This window comes from Scandinavium sp. UTDF21-P1B (genome assembly GCF_040750395.1).
Classification (GTDB): Bacteria; Pseudomonadota; Gammaproteobacteria; order Enterobacterales; family Enterobacteriaceae; genus Scandinavium.
The window spans coordinates 164,915-183,977 of record NZ_JBFLVD010000012.1 but is presented as its reverse complement, the minus strand read 5'-3'; the positions used below and the strand labels follow the sequence as shown (position 1 = coordinate 183,977).

At 58.3% G+C, this 19,063-nt stretch carries 14 protein-coding genes; 3 read left to right on the top strand and 11 right to left on the bottom strand.

The window, feature by feature from the left end:
* Positions 1-24: 24 nt before the first annotated feature.
* From actP to acs, 3 genes are all read right to left on the bottom strand, one after another.
* Positions 25-1,674 (bottom strand): cation/acetate symporter ActP, encoded by a 1,650-nt coding sequence (gene actP / locus AB1287_RS09260; RefSeq protein ID WP_435617593.1) that lies wholly within the window; start codon positions 1,672-1,674, stop codon positions 25-27.
* Complete coding sequence (locus AB1287_RS09255) at positions 1,674-1,985, bottom strand: DUF485 domain-containing protein (protein ID WP_312627590.1); 312 nt, start codon at positions 1,983-1,985, stop codon at positions 1,674-1,676. The genes actP and AB1287_RS09255 overlap by 1 nt, the downstream gene beginning before the upstream one ends.
* A gap of 222 nt (positions 1,986-2,207) precedes the next feature.
* Positions 2,208-4,166: an acetate--CoA ligase gene (gene acs, locus AB1287_RS09250; RefSeq protein ID WP_312627591.1), complete on the bottom strand. Its 1,959-nt coding sequence runs from the start codon at positions 4,164-4,166 to the stop codon at positions 2,208-2,210.
* A 417-nt stretch (positions 4,167-4,583) separates the two neighbouring features.
* On the opposite strand from acs, the gene gltP reads away from it, so the two are divergent.
* On the top strand, positions 4,584-5,897 hold the full coding sequence (gene gltP, locus AB1287_RS09245; protein WP_312627592.1) for a glutamate/aspartate:proton symporter GltP: 1,314 nt from the start codon (positions 4,584-4,586) through the stop codon (positions 5,895-5,897).
* Positions 5,898-6,059: 162 nt separating this feature from the next.
* On the opposite strand, the gene AB1287_RS09240 is transcribed toward gltP, so the two are convergent.
* Together AB1287_RS09240 and fdhF are read right to left on the bottom strand one after the other, a co-directional pair.
* Positions 6,060-6,728, bottom strand: coding sequence for a tetratricopeptide repeat protein (locus AB1287_RS09240; protein ID WP_436799828.1), 669 nt, complete (start codon positions 6,726-6,728; stop codon positions 6,060-6,062).
* A gap of 125 nt (positions 6,729-6,853) precedes the next feature.
* On the bottom strand, positions 6,854-9,001 hold the full coding sequence (fdhF, locus tag AB1287_RS09235) for a formate dehydrogenase subunit alpha (RefSeq protein WP_435617592.1): 2,148 nt from the start codon (positions 8,999-9,001) through the stop codon (positions 6,854-6,856).
* Between the two features lie 262 nt (positions 9,002-9,263).
* Here fdhF and AB1287_RS09230 point away from each other — a divergent pair, with 262 nt between their 5' ends.
* Entirely contained in the window at positions 9,264-9,995 is a 732-nt protein-coding gene (locus AB1287_RS09230) for a response regulator transcription factor (RefSeq protein ID WP_312627595.1), read from the top strand.
* Positions 9,996-10,083: 88 nt separating this feature from the next.
* Here the strand turns inward: AB1287_RS09230 and AB1287_RS09225 are convergent, their stop codons facing one another.
* From AB1287_RS09225 to AB1287_RS09200, 6 genes are all read right to left on the bottom strand, one after another.
* Complete coding sequence (locus tag AB1287_RS09225; RefSeq protein WP_312627635.1) at positions 10,084-11,094, bottom strand: carbohydrate kinase family protein; 1,011 nt, start codon at positions 11,092-11,094, stop codon at positions 10,084-10,086.
* Entirely contained in the window at positions 11,091-11,951 is an 861-nt protein-coding gene (locus AB1287_RS09220; protein WP_435617591.1) for a ketose 1,6-bisphosphate aldolase, read from the bottom strand. The genes AB1287_RS09225 and AB1287_RS09220 overlap by 4 nt, the downstream gene beginning before the upstream one ends.
* 127 nt (positions 11,952-12,078) lie before the next feature.
* Positions 12,079-12,774 (bottom strand): D-lyxose/D-mannose isomerase, encoded by a 696-nt coding sequence (locus AB1287_RS09215; protein WP_435617590.1) that lies wholly within the window; start codon positions 12,772-12,774, stop codon positions 12,079-12,081.
* Between the two features lie 130 nt (positions 12,775-12,904).
* Entirely contained in the window at positions 12,905-13,846 is a 942-nt protein-coding gene (locus tag AB1287_RS09210) for an ABC transporter substrate-binding protein (RefSeq protein ID WP_435617589.1), read from the bottom strand.
* A gap of 110 nt (positions 13,847-13,956) precedes the next feature.
* Positions 13,957-14,964: an ABC transporter permease subunit gene (locus tag AB1287_RS09205; RefSeq protein ID WP_435617588.1), complete on the bottom strand. Its 1,008-nt coding sequence runs from the start codon at positions 14,962-14,964 to the stop codon at positions 13,957-13,959.
* Positions 14,961-16,481, bottom strand: coding sequence for a sugar ABC transporter ATP-binding protein (locus AB1287_RS09200; protein WP_435617587.1), 1,521 nt, complete (start codon positions 16,479-16,481; stop codon positions 14,961-14,963). The genes AB1287_RS09205 and AB1287_RS09200 overlap by 4 nt, the downstream gene beginning before the upstream one ends.
* A gap of 262 nt (positions 16,482-16,743) precedes the next feature.
* Between AB1287_RS09200 and AB1287_RS09195 the strand changes: the two genes are divergently transcribed.
* Positions 16,744-19,023 carry an ATP-binding protein gene (locus AB1287_RS09195; RefSeq protein WP_435617586.1) on the top strand — a complete coding sequence of 760 codons (2,280 nt, stop codon included), beginning with the start codon at positions 16,744-16,746 and terminating at the stop codon, positions 19,021-19,023.
* Positions 19,024-19,063 lie beyond the last annotated feature (40 nt).

Genomic DNA, 19,063 nt, shown 5'->3' with positions numbered 1-19,063 from the left:
CAATCAGCGCCACCGGGCATTTCTTTAGTGCGCGCGGCCCTGTTCGATGCCGAGTCCGGTCTGGGAACGGATAAACTGGGCACGGAACTGCTCGCGTTCGCGCAGCCCGGCTTCTGAGTTGTCCGTTGCCGAGAAGAACCAAATCCCGATGAATGCCACGGCGATAGAGAACAGCGCCGGATATTCGTACGGGAACACGGCTGTTTCGTGACCGAGGATCTGCACCCAAATAGTTGGGCCGAGGATCATCAGCACAATCGCCGTCAGCAGGCCGAGCCAGCCGCCAATCATCGCGCCGCGAGTGGTCAGCTTCGACCAGTACATCGACAGCAGAATGATCGGGAAGTTACAGCTCGCGGCGATGGAGAACGCCAGGCCCACCATAAAGGCGATGTTCTGCTTCTCGAACAAAATGCCCAGCAGGATTGCCACTACACCAAGAATCAGCACGGTGATTTTCGATACCCGCAGCTCATCACGCTCGGACGCGCCTTTACGGAAGACGTTGGCGTAAAGATCGTGGGATACCGCTGATGCCCCCGCCAGCGTTAAACCAGCAACCACGGCCAGAATGGTGGCAAACGCCACGGCCGAAATAAAGCCGAGGAACAGGTTGCCGCCGACCGCATCTGCCAGATGCACCGCCGCCATGTTGTTGCCGCCGATCAGCTGGCCCGCCGCGTCTTTAAACGCCGGGTTCGCGCCGACCAGCATGATCGCGCCGAAGCCGATGATAAAGGTCAGGATGTAGAAGTAGCCCATAAAGCCAGTGGCATAGAACACGCTCTTACGCGCTTCACGGGCGTCGCTGACGGTGAAGAAACGCATCAGAATATGCGGTAGCCCGGCGGTGCCGAACATCAGGCCGAGGCCGAGAGAGAGTGCGGAAATCGGATCTTTCACCAGCCCGCCCGGGCTCATGATTGCCGCGCCTTTCGGATGCACCGCCATCGCTTCGGTGAACAGGTTATTGAAGCTAAAGCCAACGTGCTTCATCACCATAAATGCCATAAAGCTTGCGCCGAACAGCAGCAGCACTGCTTTGATGATCTGCACCCAGGTGGTCGCCAGCATGCCGCCGAACAGCACGTACATCACCATCAGCACGCCCACCAGCACTACGGCGACGTGGTAGTTGAGGCCGAACAGCAGCTCGATGAGCTTGCCCGCGCCGACCATCTGCGCAATCAGATACAGCGCCACTACCACCAGCGAACCGCAGGCGGAAAGGGTGCGGATTGGCCCTTGCTTCAGGCGATAGGACGCCACGTCGGCAAAGGTGTAGCGCCCGAGGTTGCGCAGGCGTTCGGCGATCAGGAACAGAATAATTGGCCAGCCAACGAGGAAACCAAGCGAGTAAATCAGCCCGTCGTAGCCGGAGGTGTAGACCAGCGCAGAGATCCCGAGGAACGACGCGGCGGACATAAAGTCCCCGGCAATCGCCAGTCCGTTCTGCAAACCGGTGATGTTACCGCCCGCAGTGTAGTAATCGTTACGTGAACGTACGCGCTTGGAGGCCCAGTAAGTGATGTAGAGCGTCAGCACCACGAACACCAGGAACATGATGATGGCTTCCCAGTTTGTCGGCTGACGCTGCACCTCGCCGGTGATGGCGTCGGCAGCGTTCGCCGCCAGCGGAAGAGTGGCGGCCAGCGCCGTCAGTAGCTTTTTCATTATGCCTTCACCTCACGCATCACCGCTTTGGTCAGTTTGTCGAACTCCCCGTTGGCCCGCCAGACGTATACGCCCGTCAGAAGGAAAGAGATCACGATAACGCCAATGCCGATGGGAATGCCGCGGGTGACGCTGGTGCCCGCGTGCAGCGGCGTGCCAAGCCAGCCGGGCGCGAAGGCGATCAGCAGAATAAAACCGACGTACACGATAAGCATGATAACGGACAGAATGGCGGCAAACCGTTGCCGTTTGTCGACTAACTCCCTGAAATGCGCGCTGTCTTCTATCTGCTGACAGATATCTTGATTCATCACAGAGTCTCCAGAGGTAGATACTAGTTTTTTATGTAGGGCAAAACAGAACACCGTACTGTGCTCTTGTCCTTATCAGGACAAGAATGGGAGGAGAGTGGCATACGGAAAAACACTCTCACCTTGCTGGTAAAGCAATGCATTGCCGGGTGGCACTGTCGTTAACCCGGCCTACGTTTTGTAGGCCCGGCAAGCTTGCGCCGCCGGGCAATTCAGCCGTGATTAAGAAGGCACCGAAATGGACTGCTTCTCTTCGAGCAGTTTTTCCACCACGCCCGGATCGGCAAGCGTTGAGGTATCACCAAAGTTGCTGGTATCCCCGGCGGCAATCTTGCGCAGAATGCGGCGCATGATTTTGCCGGAGCGGGTTTTCGGCAGCGAGTCGGTCCAGTGCAGCACGTCCGGCGTCGCCAGCGGGCCAATCTCTTTACGCACCCAGTTACGCACCTCGGTGTACAGTTCCGGGCTCGGCTCTTCGCCGTGGTTCAGGGTGACGTAGGCATAAATCGCCTGACCTTTAATGCTGTGCGGAATGCCGACCACCGCCGCCTCGGCGATTTTGGGATGCGACACCAGCGCTGACTCAATCTCAGCGGTGCCAAGACGGTGACCGGAAACGTTCAGCACGTCATCGACGCGGCCGGTGATCCAGAAGTAGCCGTCTTCGTCACGGCGCGCGCCGTCGCCGCTGAAGTACATGTTTTTGAAGGTTGAAAAATAGGTCTGCTCGAAGCGCTCATGGTCGCCAAACAGCGTGCGTGCCTGACCCGGCCAGGAATCGGTAATGACCAGGTTGCCTTCGGTTGCACCTTCCAGCCTGTTGCCTTCGTTATCGACAAGCTCAGGCTGCACGCCAAAGAACGGACGCGTTGCCGAGCCTGCTTTGAGCTCCGTAGCACCTGGCAGCGGGGTGATCATGAAGCCGCCGGTTTCGGTCTGCCACCAGGTGTCCATCACCGGGCACTTCTCGTTGCCGATTTTCTTCCAGTACCACTCCCAGGCTTCCGGGTTAATCGGTTCGCCGACGGAGCCCAGAATACGCAGCGTTGAGCGGTCGGTGCCCTGAATCGCTTTGTCGCCTTCGGCCATCAGCGCACGAATCGCAGTCGGCGCGGTATAGAGAATATTGACCTTGTGCTTGTCGACGACCTGGCTCATGCGAGCGGGCGTCGGCCAGTTTGGCACGCCTTCGAACATCAGCGTGGTCGCGCCGCAGGCCAGCGGCCCGTACAGCAGGTAGCTGTGGCCGGTGACCCAACCCACGTCGGCGGTGCACCAGTAGATGTCGCCCTGATGATAGTCAAAGACGTATTTGAAGGTGGTTGCCGCGTAAACCAGGTAGCCGCCGGTGGTGTGCAGCACGCCTTTCGGTTTGCCGGTGGAACCGGAGGTGTACAGGATGAACAGCGGATCTTCCGCGCCAACTTCGACCGGTTGGTGCCGATCGCTGGCTTTTTCTGTCAGGTCGCTCCACCACAGATCGCGGCCTTCGTGCCATTCGGTTTTGCCGCCGGTGCGTTTGAGTACAACCACGTGTTCAACGCTTTTCACGTTCGGGTTTTTCAGCGCATCGTCGACGTTTTTCTTCAGCGGAATTGAACGCCCGGCGCGCACGCCTTCATCGGCGGTGATCACCAGCCGTGAGCTGGAGTCGATAATGCGGCCAGCGACTGCTTCTGGCGAGAAACCGCCAAAAATAACGGAATGCACCGCGCCAATGCGCGCACAGGCGAGCATCGCCACGGCGGCTTCCGGCACCATCGGCATATAAATGGCCACCACGTCGCCCTTTTTAATGCCCAGGTCGGTCAGGACATTCGCGAAGCGGCAGACGTCGCGGTGCAGTTCCTTATAGGTAATGTGTTTGCTCTGGCTGGCATCGTCGCCTTCCCAGATGATGGCCGTCTGATCGCCGCGCTCGGCCAGGTGACGGTCAAGGCAGTTGGCCGCCAGGTTCAGCGTGCCGTCTTCGTACCATTTAATGGAGACGTTGCCGGGCGCGAAGGAGGTGTTTTTGACTGTGTTATACGGTTTGATCCAGTCGAGGATTTTCCCCTGTTCGCCCCAGAAGGCGTCCGGGTCGCTGACTGACTGTTGATACTTTGTCTTATATTGTTCCGGGTTAATCAGGCAGTTTTCCGCAATGTTTGCGGGAATAGAGTGTTTATGGATCTGGCTCATGGTTTTTGCTCTCCTTATTAGAATGTTAAATATATGTCAAACAAACGTTAATAATAGAGTCTTTACAGGCTTTGTTTATTATTTGGGCGACAGATCACGCATTGTTTGTAGTGTATGAAATTTAGCCAAATGAATCTTCGAGTAAAAATAATCACGATAATGAATATATACTTTTTTAGGATAAAAAAAGTTTTCTATAACAAACGGTTATTTACCGTAAACAGACTTAATTCGCGCTAATCTCGCTTTTGTCAGCCAAAAGCCCCGTTCTGAAAGGCTTGCGCGACATGCCGTACAGGTGATACTCATACGCCGCGTAAAAAAACTCCACACAGATACGCAACACAAATCATCCCCCTTTCAGTGGGTGACATTCATTAACATGAATGCCGCTGTGCATTGAGGAAGTCTGCAATTATGAAAAAAGCAAAAGTCAGCCTGGCCTGGCAAATTCTGCTGGCCCTGGTGCTGGGTATTCTCCTGGGAAGCTACCTTCATTATCAAAGCGATAGCCGTGAATGGCTGATTGCCAACCTGCTGTCGCCTGCCGGTGATATCTTTATTCACCTGATCAAAATGATCGTGGTACCGATTGTGATTTCGACGCTGGTGGTCGGGATTGCGGGCGTGGGTGATGCTAAATCGCTCGGGCGTATCGGCGCAAAAACCATTATCTATTTCGAAATTATTACCACCGTCGCTATCATTCTGGGCATTACGCTGGCGAACGTGTTCCAGCCGGGGGCAGGCATCGATATGTCGACGCTCGCCACGGTCGATATCTCTAAATACCAGAACACCACGGCGGAAGTGGCCAGCCACGCGCATGGCCTGATGGGCACGATCCTGTCGCTGGTGCCGACCAACATTTTCGCCTCCATGGCGAAGGGTGACATGCTGCCGATTATCTTCTTCTCGGTACTGTTTGGCCTGGGCCTGTCGTCGCTGCCGTCTGCGCACCGTGAACCGCTGGTGACCGTCTTCCGCTCCGTGTCCGAAACGATGTTCAAAGTGACGCACATGGTCATGCGTTATGCGCCGATTGGCGTGTTCGCGCTGATCTCGGTGACCGTGGCTAACTTCGGTTTTGCCTCACTGTGGCCGCTCGCTAAGCTGGTGATTCTGGTTTACGTCGCCATCCTGTTCTTCGCGCTGGTGGTTCTTGGTGCGGTCGCCAAAATGTGCGGCCTGAGCATCTGGATTTTGATCCGCATTCTGAAGGACGAGCTGATTCTGGCCTACTCCACGGCAAGCTCCGAGAGCGTACTGCCGCGCATCATTGAGAAAATGGAAGCCTACGGCGCACCTTCGTCGATCACCAGCTTCGTGGTGCCGACGGGCTACTCCTTCAACCTTGACGGCTCGACGCTGTACCAGAGCATCGCGGCGATTTTCATCGCTCAGCTCTACGGTATTGAGCTGTCGCTCGGCCAGGAAATCATTCTGGTGTTGACGCTGATGGTGACCTCAAAAGGCATTGCGGGCGTGCCGGGCGTGTCGTTCGTGGTGCTGCTGGCAACGCTTGGCAGCGTGGGCATTCCGCTGGAAGGCCTGGCGTTTATCGCCGGCGTTGACCGTATCCTCGACATGGCTCGTACGGCGCTGAACGTGGTGGGTAACGCGCTGGCGGTGCTGGTGATTGCCAAGTGGGAACACAAGTTTGACCGCAAAAAAGCGCAGGCCTACGAGCGTGAAATGCTGGGTAAATTTGATAAGACCGCGAATCGTTAACAAAACAGTGCCGGGTGGCGCATGCGCTTACCCGGCCTACGCGTTACCGGCCTGCATAGTTCATGCAGGTCGGGCAAACGAAGCGCCGTTCGGCAGTTTTTTGTAGGTCGGGTAAGCGTAAGCGCCACCCGACAATGCCCTTAAAGAAACGCGCGGGCTGTTTTACTCCCCGCTCAGCGCATCCAGCGCTTCACAGCCTGAATCATTGCCTTCCAGACAGCTGACGTTAAACCAGCTCAGCGCCTTCTGCTTGTTCGGCTGGATAAAGCCATTTTCGCCGGTGAGGAACATTTCGCCCGCCCAGTATTCGGCGTAGCCGGAGCGCGATAGCATCGAGCTACGCTTGAAGTACTCTGTAGCTTTAGCATCATCTTCCCTGACTTCACCCCCGTTGGCGTAAATGAGCCCGAGAAGCATCTGTGCATCCACGGCGGCGTCGCTGTCCGTCTTTTTCGCAGCTTTCTCTAACAATGAGAGCGCATACGGATAATCCGTCTTACCTGCAAGCGTGTTCACTAAGGTGTGGGCGAGAATGATTTCCCCGTTGGCGCTGCCCGCGAGCGTGGCCTGTTCCGCAAGCTTTCGGGCACCGGGCAGATTGGTTTTCATCATCATCTGCGCCAGCAGGGCGGCGGCATCCGGCTCGCCGTTTTCAGCGGCTTTCTCGGCCCAATAGCGGGCATGTTGATCATCGCCGGAACTGTAATACGTATCGGCGAGATAATACTGTGCGCGTCTGTCACCCGTTTCAGCCCGCTCTCTGTACTGTGAGCCAATCTCGTCGGCCTGAGCCAGCAGCGGGAATAAGAGCAACCAAACGCAGCGTTTCATCATCATTTTTTCATCTGAAAGGGAGGACACGCAGTATAAAGGGCGACCAAAAAGATTGAAATGATGCATCTGTACTAAAAAAAGGGTGAAAAAATTCACCCCTCATCACAATCAACGAGCCAGCCTCACCCCAGCGCACTCTCACGCAGACGGGATTTCAGCTTGTTGTATTCGTCGATCACGTACTGCTCAGCCGTGCGCTGATCCTCGATACGCTCTACCCGAACGGCGCAATATTTGTACTCCGGCGTTTTGGTTATCGGGCTTAAGTTTTCGGTCACCAGCTCGTTACAGGCGCCAATCCACCACTGGTAGGTCATATACACCGCCCCGACGTTCGGGCGATCGCTGACCTGCGCCCGGGTGATGATTTTGCCTTTACGCGAATTCACCCACACCAGCGCTTCGTTCTCAATACCGAGCCTTGCGGCATCTGCGGTGTTGATTTGCGCGTAGCCTGGTTCGTCGGCCAGCGCCGCCAGCGCCGCGCAGTTGCCGGTCATCGAACGACAGGAGTAATGGCCGACTTCGCGCACCGTGGAGAGCACCATCGGATACTCTTCGGTGAGCTTATCAATAGGCGCAACCCAATCGCAGGTGAAGAACTGCGCCAGGCCGTTTGGCGTGTCGAACTTCTCTTTAAAGAGGTACGACGTGCCCTGATCGGCGTCGGACTCATCGCTGCACGGCCACATCACATAGCCGAGCTCGCCCATTTTTTCGTAAGTGGCCCCTTTGAAGCTCGGGCACAGATTACGCAACTCATCCCAGATTTCCTGGGTGTTGTTGTAGTGCATCGGGTAGCCCATGCGGGTGGCGATCTCGCTGATGATCTGCCAGTCGGTCTTCAGATTCCACCTCGGCTCTACCGCCTTGAAGAAGCGCTGGAAGCCGCGGTCTGCGGCGGTGTAAACGCCTTCGTGTTCACCCCAGGAGGTGGACGGCAAAATGACGTCCGCCGCCGAAGCGGTTTTGGTCATAAAGATGTCCTGCACGATAACCAGCTCGAGATCTTCAAACCCTTTACGCACCGCAGAGAGTTCAGCGTCCGTCTGAAGCGGATCTTCACCCATGATGTACGCCGCGCGCACTTCGCCGTGCGCCGCACGGTGCGGCAGCTCGCTGATGCGATAGCCGGTATGTGCAGGCAGGCTTTCCACGCCCCAGGCTTTGGCGAATTTCTCGCGGTTGGCAGGGTTGTTGACGTACTGATAGCCCGGATAGGTATCCGGCAGCGCGCCCATATCGCACGCGCCCTGCACGTTGTTTTGACCACGCACCGGGTTCACGCCCACGCTCGGACGACCAAGGTTGCCGGTCAGCATCGCGAGGCTCGTCAGCGAACGCACCGTTTCCACGCCCTGATAGAACTGGGTCACGCCCATGCCCCACAGGATGGCGGCGGATTTCGCGCCCGCGTACATCCGCGCACATTGGCGAATTTCCTGCGCGCTCACGCCGGTAATGGCTTCCACCGACTCCGGCGTATAGCCTTCAACGATTTTGCGATACTCCTCAAAGCCCTCGGTACGGCTGGCGACGAAAGTCGCGTCGTAGAGGTTTTCTTCGATGATTACGTGACCGATCGCATTCAATAGCGCGATATTTGAACCGTTTTTCAGTGCGATATGCATATCGGCAATGCGCGCGGTTTCAATTTTACGCGGATCGCAGACGATAATTTTCGCCCCATTGCGTTTGGCGTTGATCACGTGGTTCGCCACAATAGGGTGTGAATCTGCCGGGTTGTACCCGAAAATAAACACGAGATCGGTGTTATCAATCTCGGTGATGGCATTACTCATTGCGCCGTTACCGACCGACTGGTGCAGACCTGCAACCGAAGGGCCGTGTCAGACGCGTGCGCAGCAGTCGACGTTATTGGTACCAATAACGGCGCGCGCAAATTTCTGCATCACATAGTTAGTTTCATTACCGGTACCACGTGACGACCCCGTGGTCTGAATAGCGTCCGGGCCGTATTTAGCTTTGATCGCGCTCAGGCGTTCGGCCACGTAGTTCAGCGCTTCATCCCAGGACACCGCTTCCAGCTTGCCGCCGCGCTCGCGGCGAATCATTGGGGTTTTCAGGCGCGGGGTGAGGATTTGGGTATCGTTGATAAAATCCCAGCCGTAGTAACCTTTCAGGCACAGCGTGCCCTGATTGGTTTTCCCCTGCGCCGCTTCCGCCCGGACTATTTTGCCGTTATCCACCACCAGGTTTATCTTGCAGCCCGATGCGCAGTAAGGGCAAACCGTGACGACTTTTTTCATCGGTTTCGCTCCAGTTAACCAGTCGCAAATTGCGTTCAGGGCTCCCTGATGCAGGTTTTATGCCACTCTTTATTGTGTGGGTATTCGCGGGGCGAGCCGCGCCATTGAATGACGAAACTGCGCGACTCGACAGTTTTGACGTGTCGAAAAGCGCTGCGATGTGACGGCGGTTAAAGATTCATCACCTGGTGCTGGCATTGGCTGGAGGGCGCCGCAGAATCATCCAGACTTACTCCATGGCGAACTGGGCAGGGGAATGGCGATGAAACCGGTCATACTGGTGATTGATGACGACACGGCAATCTGCGAACTCCTGCGGGATGTCCTCGCCGAGCACGTGTTTGACGTGGCCGTGTGCCATCTCGGTCAGTCCGGCGTGGAGACCGTGGCGCAGCGGGCCGATATCGCGCTGGTGCTGCTCGACATGATGCTGCCTGACATCAATGGCCTGCAGGTGCTCACGCAGATCCAGCGGCTGCGACCGGAGCTGCCGGTGGTGATGCTGACCGGCATGGGCAGCGAATCCGACGTGGTGGTAGGTCTGGAGATGGGTGCCGACGACTACATCGGCAAACCTTTTAATCCGCGCATTGTGGTGGCTCGCCTGAAGGCGGTGCTACGCCGCAGCGGCGCGCTGACGGTGGACGTACGCAGCGGGCAGGGCAGCGGCATGAGCTTTAACGGCTGGCGGCTGGATACCGAACGCTGTGAACTGATCGCTCCCACGCAGCAGGCGGTTGCGCTGACGCAAGGGGAATATGGTCTGCTGCTGGCGCTGGCGCAAAACGCCCGACGCGTGCTGAGTCGTGAACAGCTGCTGGAACTCACCCACAGCGAAAGCATCGAGGTGTTTGACCGCACCATCGACGTGCTCATCATGCGCCTGCGGCGGAAAATTGAAACCAACCCGCACCAGCCGACGCTGATTAAAACCCTGCGCGGGCTGGGATATGTATTTGCGGCGGACGTGGTGCATAGCGATAAAGCTGCGTAGTTTTGCCGGATGGCGCTGACGCTTATCCGGCCTACAAAAACTGATGCTGCAGTTGTAGGCCCGGGCAAGCGAAGCGCCGCCCGGTAATTCAGGCCTGATGTTCACTGATAAACAGCTGTAGCTCATCGAGCGATTTCGCTCCGTCAATTGCGTTGGCGCACTGCAGACTGGCTCTTGCGCAGGCGTGGGCTAACTGCACGCTTTCTTTCAGCCCCCACTTTTCGTGGCAGCCGTACAGGAACCCGGCGCAGAAAGCATCTCCGGCGCCGACGCTGCCGATAATCTCACTTTGCTCCAGCCGCCATGACGGCACCCATTGCCCTGCTTCGCCCGGCGCTTCACACCATGCGCCCTCCGGGCAATGGATCACCACCCGTTGCTTCACGCCAGCTTTCAGCAGCAGCGCGGCGGCAGCGGCGATATTGTCGATAATCGGTTCTCCCTCTTCGGCACGAATCGCCAGTTCGCTAAATTCTCCCGCCTCCAGTTCGTTAATCACCAGATAATCGAGGTGCTGCAACGCCGGACGCACCAGCGGCTGATAGCGCGGGTCGCCCTTACGCGACACCAAATCGAGCGACGTTTCATAGCCTTTCTCGCGCATCTGGGCCAGCAGGCGAGCGGCGCGGGTGCCGTACTCTTTATCAGCCAGATCGAGGCTGTCGAGCAGCAGCAGATAGCCGAGATGGAAGATCTTCATCGATCCTTCCAGCCTGTCGAAGGCGGGCAGATCAAGCAGGCGATTCGCGCCAGGTGAGTGGAAGAACGTGCGCTGGCCGCTGGGATCGGTCATCACCTGCGACATTGACGTTGGCGCAAAGCTGGTGCGCTGCACGTGCTGACGGTTGACGTGATACTGGTCGAGCATCGCCATGATGTAGTCGCCGTCGCTGTCTTCGCCCACCAGCCCGACCGCCTGCAGCGGCAGGTGGCTGCGCATTTTGGCGAGCGTCAGCAGCACGTTCAGCGGTGCGCCGCCCGTTGAACGCTCGCTGTGGGTGATCTCTGCCAGCCAGCCGCGCTCCGGCCACTGCACGATTTTATGCACGTGATCGACCAGCATATTCCCGGCAGCGATAATGCCGATGCGCTCCATCAGGCTTTCCCCACGCTGCCGAAGATGCGCATCTGTTCCGCGACGGTATCGGTAATCGCGGTTTCAATGCCGAGCAGCAGTTCGGCAAACTCGTCATAAATCGGCTGACGATGGTTTATGCGCTGCTCCACCGCCGCGAGCGCTGCCTGCGACATCCCGGTGTAGAAGTTGATTTTGTGAATGCCAAGCTCAATGGCGCGGCGGAAATCCGCATCGCTGATGCCGGAGCCGCCATGCAGCACCAGCGGCAGGCCGGTTTGCTCGCGAATGGCGTCGAGGCGGGCGAAGTCGAGCTTCGGCTCGCCTTTGTATTTGCCGTGGGCGTTGCCTATGGCGACGGCGAGGGCGTCAATGCCCGTTCTGTCGACGAATTCGCGTGCCAGATTTGGGTCGGTGAAAAACGCTTCGTCGGCGTGACCGTACAGCGCGCCCCCTTCGTCTCCTCCTACCGCGCCCAGTTCTGCCTCAACCGATACGCCAACCGCGTGGCACATCTTCACCACTTCGCGGGTCTGGCGAATATTTTCGTCGTAATCGAGCGTTGAGCCGTCGAACATGACCGAGCTGAATCCCAGGCGCAGCGCACGCACCACCGCCTCAAAATGCAGGCCATGATCGAGGTTCAGCACCACCGGAATGTCGTGCCGGGAAGCCTCAAAACGCACGGCTTCGACCAGCGATTCCAGCGACAGGTACTTAAAATGCACCTCGGCGATATTGATGATAAAAGGCGAGCGCTCCTGCTCCGCGGCGGCAAACAGTGCGCGTAGAAAATGGGAGTCGAGGACGTTAAATGCGCCCAGCGCGTAGCGATGCTCGCGAGCGTGGGCCAGGCCGTCGGCGAGGGAGATCAGAGGCATAGCGTTCTCCTTCATACCCGTCATCTTTCAGGCTGTAGTTGCGTTGGCGGCATTCGCAAACCCGAATCACTTACTGAGGTAAGCGCATCGGGATTTGCTCTCTTGCCGCCTTTCTGCAGCCTGAAATCTATAGGGTATGGTTAATGAAAAGGCGGTATTCATTGCACAGCACCAGATGCGCTGGCTCGTCTTCTTCAATGCTGCTGTAGCGCTCAAGCGGAAACAGGAAGTGGTTGTCGTGGTCGTCATCGTTAACGGTGGAGACTTCTCCCACCAGCACGTCGCCGAAGCCGCGCTCGCCCCAGAAGCTGTGATAAAGCCCCGGCGGCAGGCAGATGCTTTCCCCCGGCGACAGCCGAAGCTGGCTGCCTGCGGCATGCGTTTGCCGACAGCCGTCGAGCGTCACGGTGACGTCGGTGTTTTCGGTCTGCGCGTTCATATCCGCGTTCCACAGCTCAATAATCAGATTGCCGCCGCCGCGGTTGATAATGTCTTCCCGCTTGCGCCAGTGGAAATGCATCGGCGTCACCTGCCCGTCGCGCACGTGCATGATTTTTTCCGCGTAGCTCTTTTCATAGGGCATACCGTTGGGCGAGCCGTTACGCAGGGTAAAGAGGGTCAGCCCCTGCGCCAGAAAATTTGTGCCGCCAAAGGCGGTGACGTCCCAGCCGAGCTTAAGGGCAAACACTTCGTGCCAGGCATCCGGGTCGAGCTGGTGCCACTTCGTTGGCGGGAAGCTGGCAAACGCGGGCAGGTGGACGTCGTGCATGGAGAAAAACTGCCGCGTCTGACCGAGTATGTCGTTGATGTCGGAGCGTTTCATAGATTCTCCTTTGGCGTGTTACCCCTAACCCTCTCCCATAGGGGAGAGGGAACTGTACGGTGCGGTTTTGACGTTTCCCCTCGCCCCTTTGGGGAGAGGGCCGGGGTGAGGGGAAGTGGCTGCACAATCCTTACTTAACCGTCCAGCCCTTATACGTTCCGATGTTTTTCTTATCGATTAACGTCACCGGGATCAGCACGGGCTCTTTCGGCGCAGGTTTGCCCTGTAGTATGTCATAGCCGATTTCCACCGCTTTTGCTGCCATTACCTGCGGATCCTGCGCAGGCGTTGCCACAAACAGCGAGTTCTCGCGCTTCAGCGCTTCTTCACCGTCCGGACTGCCGTCGACACCGACGATAAAGAACTCTTTACGCTGCGCCTGTTTCGCGGCCAGATCGGCACCGATCGCCGTTGGATCGTTAATCGCGAACACGCCGTCGATCTTCGGATTCGCTGCCAGCAGCGAAGTCATCACCTCCAGCCCGCCTTCGCGGCTGCCTTTGGCGTTCTGGTTGTCAGACAGCACCTTGATGTCAGGATGCTTTTTGAACTCGGTCTGACAGCCTTCTACGCGGTTCTGCACGGCGGAAACCGGCGGCCCGTTGATGATCACCACGTTGCCTTTGCCGTTCAGGCGATCGGTGATGTATTTACAGGCCATTTCGCCCGCCTGGGTGTTATCGGAAGTGATGGTTGCGTCGGCCCCTTCGGCCGCCACGTCAACCGCCACGACCACGATCCCCGCTTCTTTCGCGCGCTTCACCGCCGGGCCAATGCCTTTGGAATCCGCGGCGTTAAGAATGATCATATCGACCTTCGCGGCGATAAAGTTATCGATCTGCGTGACCTGTTGGCCGAGATCGTAGCCGCTGGAGACCAGCGTCACCTTCACGTTATCGCCAGCCAGTTTGCGGGCTTCCAGCTCAGCCCCTTTGGTTATTTGCACGAAGAACGGGTTGGCAAGGTCGCCGACCGTCACGCCGATGGACTTCAGCTCTTTGGCCTGGGTGAACGGCGCTGCGGTTAGCAGCGCTCCCGCACAGAGCGTAATAGCAATGGGCTTCAAACGCATATGACTTTCCTCATGTAGAGTACTTTTTGTTGTGAGTGCCTGATGGCGCTGCGCTTATCAGGCCTACGGATCGGTAGGCTGGATAGGCGGACACGCCGCATCCGGCAGGTTTATGCACTTTGATGGTGTCGGGTACGGTATTTGTCGATCAGTACCGCAATGATGATCACCGCCCCTTTGATCACCAGTTGCCAGAAGTAGGAGACGCCCATCAGCGTCATGCCGTTGTTGAGCGTGGCGATAATCAGCGCCCCCACCAGCGTGCCGGTGATGGTGCCGATGCCGCCGACGAAGCTGGTGCCGCCGAGAATCACCGCCGCGATGGCGTCCAGCTCGTAGCCCATGCCGAGGTTGCCGTTGGCGCTGTAGAGCCGCGAGGCGCTCATCACCCCGCCGAGCCCGGAGAGCAGGCCGCTCATGCCATACACAAACAACAGCACCAGCCACACCTTAATGCCCGTCAGGCGCGCCGCCTGCATGTTGCCCCCGACCGCGTAAATGTGAACGCCGAGGGTGGTGCGGCGCAGGATGAACCAGCACACCACGATCACCGCCAGCGCGATCACTACCAGCCACGGAATGGGCCCGAGATAGTCGTTGCCGATCCATTCGAAGCTGATATTGGAGTTGATCACCGTCGTGCCGTCCGCCAGCAGATAAGCCGCACCGCGCAGCGCCGTATAGGTGCCGAGCGTGACGATAAACGGCGGCAGTCCGGCGAAAGCGACCAGTGCGCCATTAAACAGCCCGAGCAGCAGGCCGAGCATCAGCGCGGCGGGAATTGAGAGCATGGCAAATTCAGGGATCAGCGATACCACCATTGCCGCCACCGCCGTGGTGCCCAAAATGGAACCCACGGAAAGGTCTATCCCGCCGGTGAGAATGATGAAGGTCATCCCCGCTGCCAGCACGATGTTGATCGACGCCTGGCGGGTAATGTTCAGCAGATTGCTTTCGGTGAAGAAGTTCGACGCAACGAAGCCAAATACCGCCACAATCAGGATTAGGATCGGCAGGATCCCCACGGTCTGCATCAGATCGCCCATCAGCATTTTGCGGGCCGAGGTTTTTGCCACCTGCTGCGGCGAAGGCACGGAATTCTCTTTTTGCGTGGTCATGGTTGTACCGCCTGGTGGTGGGATTCGTTCACGCCCGTGGCGAGCGTCATAATATTTTCCTGGGTGATGTCGTGGTTCAGCAGTTCACCGGCAATGCTGCCCTCGCGCATGACGTACACCCGGTCGCTCATGCCGACGATTTCCGGCAGCTCGCTGGAGATCATCAGGATGGCCACGCCCTGACGCGCCATCTGGTTCATGATGCGGTAGATCTCGCTTTTCGCGCCGACGTCCACGCCGCGCGTTGGTTCATCGAGGATCAGAATGCGCGGGCCAATGGCCACCCAGCGGGAGATCAGCAGCTTCTGCTGGTTGCCGCCGGACAGGCCGCCCGCCCGCACCTGGGAATGCGGCACGCGAATATTCAGCAATTTAATGGCGTCGTCGGAAATGCTTTGCGCCTTTTTGCGATCGAGCATGCCGTAATGCGCGTCACGCTCGAGCGTCGCCATGGTGATGTTTTCCTGCGCAGCCAGTTCGAGGAACAGCCCCTGCTCTTTGCGGTTTTCGGTGAGGAAGCCGATGCCTAAATCAATAGCTTCGCGCGGGGAGTGAATAAGCACGGGTTCGCCGTCCACTTCAATCACGCCGCCGGTGGCTTTACGCACGCCGAAAATCAGCTGCGCCAGTTCGGAGCGGCCCGCACCCACTAAGCCTGCCAGGCCGACGATTTCGCCAGAGCGCACCAGCAGGCTGCATGGCTGTACTTTGCCGCCGTCCGTCAGATGATGAACGTTGAGGCGCGGCTGGCCGTGGGGAATATCACGCTCTTTGTTGAACAGATCGCTCAGCGGGCGGCCCACCATCATGCGCACCAGCTCGGAGGCGTTGAGCTTGTCGCGCATCAGGCTGCCAACGTACTGCCCGTCGCGCAGGACGCTGACGCGGTCGGAGAGCTCATACACTTCCGCCATGCGGTGGCTGATGTAGATGATTGCCATCCCTTCGTCGCGCAGGCGCAAAATGAGTTCGAACAGGCGATGGGTTTCGCGGGAGGAGAGGGCCGCGGTGGGTTCATCCATCACCAGAATGCGGCTATTGCGGTGCAGCGCGCGGGCGATCTCCACCTGCTGCTGTTCGGCAATGGTGAGCTTCATTACCCGATCGGTGGCTTTGAACTGTGCTCCGAAGCGGTTAATGACCTCCTGCGCCTGAGCGACCATGGTTCTCCGCTGTACCAGCCCGCCCCGGGACAGCTCGCTGCCGAGGAAAATGTTCTCAGCGACGGTTAGATTTGGGGCCAGCTGCATCTCCTGATAAATCAGGGTAATGCCCGCTGCCAGCGCATCTTTCGGCCCTTTGATAGCGCGGGGCTTGCCGTCGATCAGGATCTCGCCGCTGGTGGCGGTATAGGCCCCGGCGAGGATTTTCATTAGCGTGCTTTTGCCTGCGCCGTTTTCCCCCATCAGGGCGTGGATTTCGCCGGGAAATACCGTTAAATCCACGCCTTTCAGCGCATAAAACTTGCCGAACGCTTTGGCGATATTGCGCATCTCAAGTACCGGCGTCTGATTCATGGCGCAACTCCTGAGGGAAGGTCGATATCAGCAGTCCATCACAGGAAAGTAAATGCAAAATGTCAGAGGCCGTTCATATTTGTCATAGTGCGGGGAATTTGATTCGGGTCACAGTCAGCCCTCTCCCTGACCCTCTCCCGGAGGGAGAGGGAACCGATCGGCATTCTCCCTTACGCGACCGGAGCCGGTTTGGTTTTCTCCCTCTCCCTTTTGGGAGAGGGCCGGGGAGAGGGTATGCACGAAGCTCACAAACGGAGATACCATGCCACTACGCCAACCCTCGTTCTTTACCAGCGCCCGCGGCCGCCTGCTGTTTTTCAACCTGCTGGTGGTGGCGGTGACGCTGATGGTGAGTGCGGCGGCGGTGCTGGGCTTTCGTCACGCCAGTCAGATCCAGGAGCAGGTGCAGCAGCAGACCTTTGATGACGTCACCAGCAGCATGAACCTGGCGCGCGATACGGCGAACGTGGCGACGGCGGCGGTGCGGCTTTCACAGGTCGTTGGCGCGCTGGAATACAAAGGTGAAGCGGAGCGTTTACAGGCAACGCAAAGCGCGCTGAAACACTCTCTCGACCAGCTGGCCGCCGCACCCCTGGCAAGCCATGAACCGGAGCTGGTGCAGCGTATTATCCAGCGCAGCAATGAACTTCAGCAAAGCGTGGAAGGGATGCTACAGCGCGGCCAGCAGCGCCATCTTGAGCGTAACGCTCTGCTAAGTTCCCTCTATCAGAATCAGAGCTATCTGCGACATCTGGAAACGATTAACCAGCGTCCTGGCGAAGGTTCGCTGGATGAGCGCCTGCTGAAGGAAATGGATCGGCTGATGACGGCGGCAATTGAAACGCCGACGCCGCGTTCGGTGGTGCGTCAGCTGGACGTGGTGATGGCTGGCGTGCCGCAGGCAAGCGCCGATCTTCCCATCGCCTTTATCCTGCCGGACTTTAACGCTGAGCTGCACAAGCTGGCGCCGCTCTCCGTAAAGCTTGAGCAAAGCGATCTGGCTATCAGCTGGTACATGTTCCACATCAAAGCGCTGGTCGCCATCCTCAACGACGACATCAATCAGTACGTGATGCAGGTGGCGCGTTCATCCGAACAACGCGTGGCCGAAAGCCATCGCGAGCTGGGGTCGATTGTTGACCTGATCGTCAGCTTTGCCCTGCTGGCGCTGATCATCACCGGCTTTGCGGGCTGGTATATCTATCGCAACCTGGGCTCGAACCTGAACGCCATCTCCTCGGCGATGTCGCGGCTGGCCCACGGCGAGCAGGACGTTTCCGTGCCTGCATTGCAGCGGCGCGATGAGCTGGGTGAACTGGCGCGTGCCTTCAGCGTATTTGCCCGCAACACCGCTTCGCTTGAGCACGCCTCAAGGCTGCTGAAGCAAAAGACAACGCAGATGGAGCTCGATCGCATCGAGCGCCAGGGGCTGGAGGATGCCCTGCTGCACAGCCAGAAAATGAAGGCGGTCGGACAGCTGACCGGTGGCCTGGCCCACGATTTCAATAACCTGCTGGCGGTGATTGTCGGCAGCCTCGAGCTGGTGAAGCCGAACGAAGACGATGAGGCGCGTATCTCCCGGGCGCTGAAAGCCGCCGAGCGCGGAGCCCTGCTTACCCAGCGCCTGCTGGCGTTCTCGCGTAAGCAGTCGCTGCATCCGCACGCCGTTGAGATGAAGGGACTGCTGGAGAACCTCGGCGAACTGATGCGCCACTCCTTGCCCTCCACGCTGACGCTGGATATTGAGGCCCAAAGCCCGGCTTGGTCGGCGTGGATCGACGTTGGTCAGCTTGAGAACGCCATTATCAACCTGGTGATGAACGCCCGCGATGCGATGGACGGGCAGTCCGGCGTTATCAAAATTCGCACCTGGAATCAGCGCGTCACCCGCAGCGACGGGCGCAGGCAGGATATGGTGGCCATTGAGGTGATCGACCACGGCAGCGGCATGTCGCAGGAGGTAAAGACGCAGGTGTTCGAGCCGTTCTTCACCACTAAGCAGACCGGCAGCGGCAGCGGACTCGGGCTGTCGATGGTCTACGGGTTTGTCCGCCAGTCCGGCGGGCGGGTGGAAATCGAGAGCGCGCCGGGGCAGGGCACCACGGTACGGCTACAGCTGCCACGTTCGACGCTACAGGCAGTGGAACGATTGCCGGAAGCCATCGTGGCCGATGAGCTACCCGCCGAACGGCTGGCGCTGGTGCTGGAGGACGAAACCGACGTGCGTCAGACTCTGTGCGAACAGCTGCACCAGCTGGGCTGGCTGACGCTGGAGGCCGCCGACGGCGATCAGGCTATCGCGCTACTTGATGCCTCAGAAGAGATAGCGATGCTGATAAGTGATTTGATGCTGCCGGGCAGGCTGAGCGGTGCGGAAGTGGTGAATCACGCGCGCACTTACCATCCGCAGGTCGCCGTGCTGATGATCAGCGGTCAGGATCTGCGTCCGGCAAACAACCCGCAGCTGCCGGACGTGGCGCTGCTGCGAAAACCCTTTACCCGAACGCAGCTTGCACAGGCGCTGCGTCAGGCGCAGACGTAATTGAGATTCGTCCGCTACTCGCCGTTATGGGCATTGATTA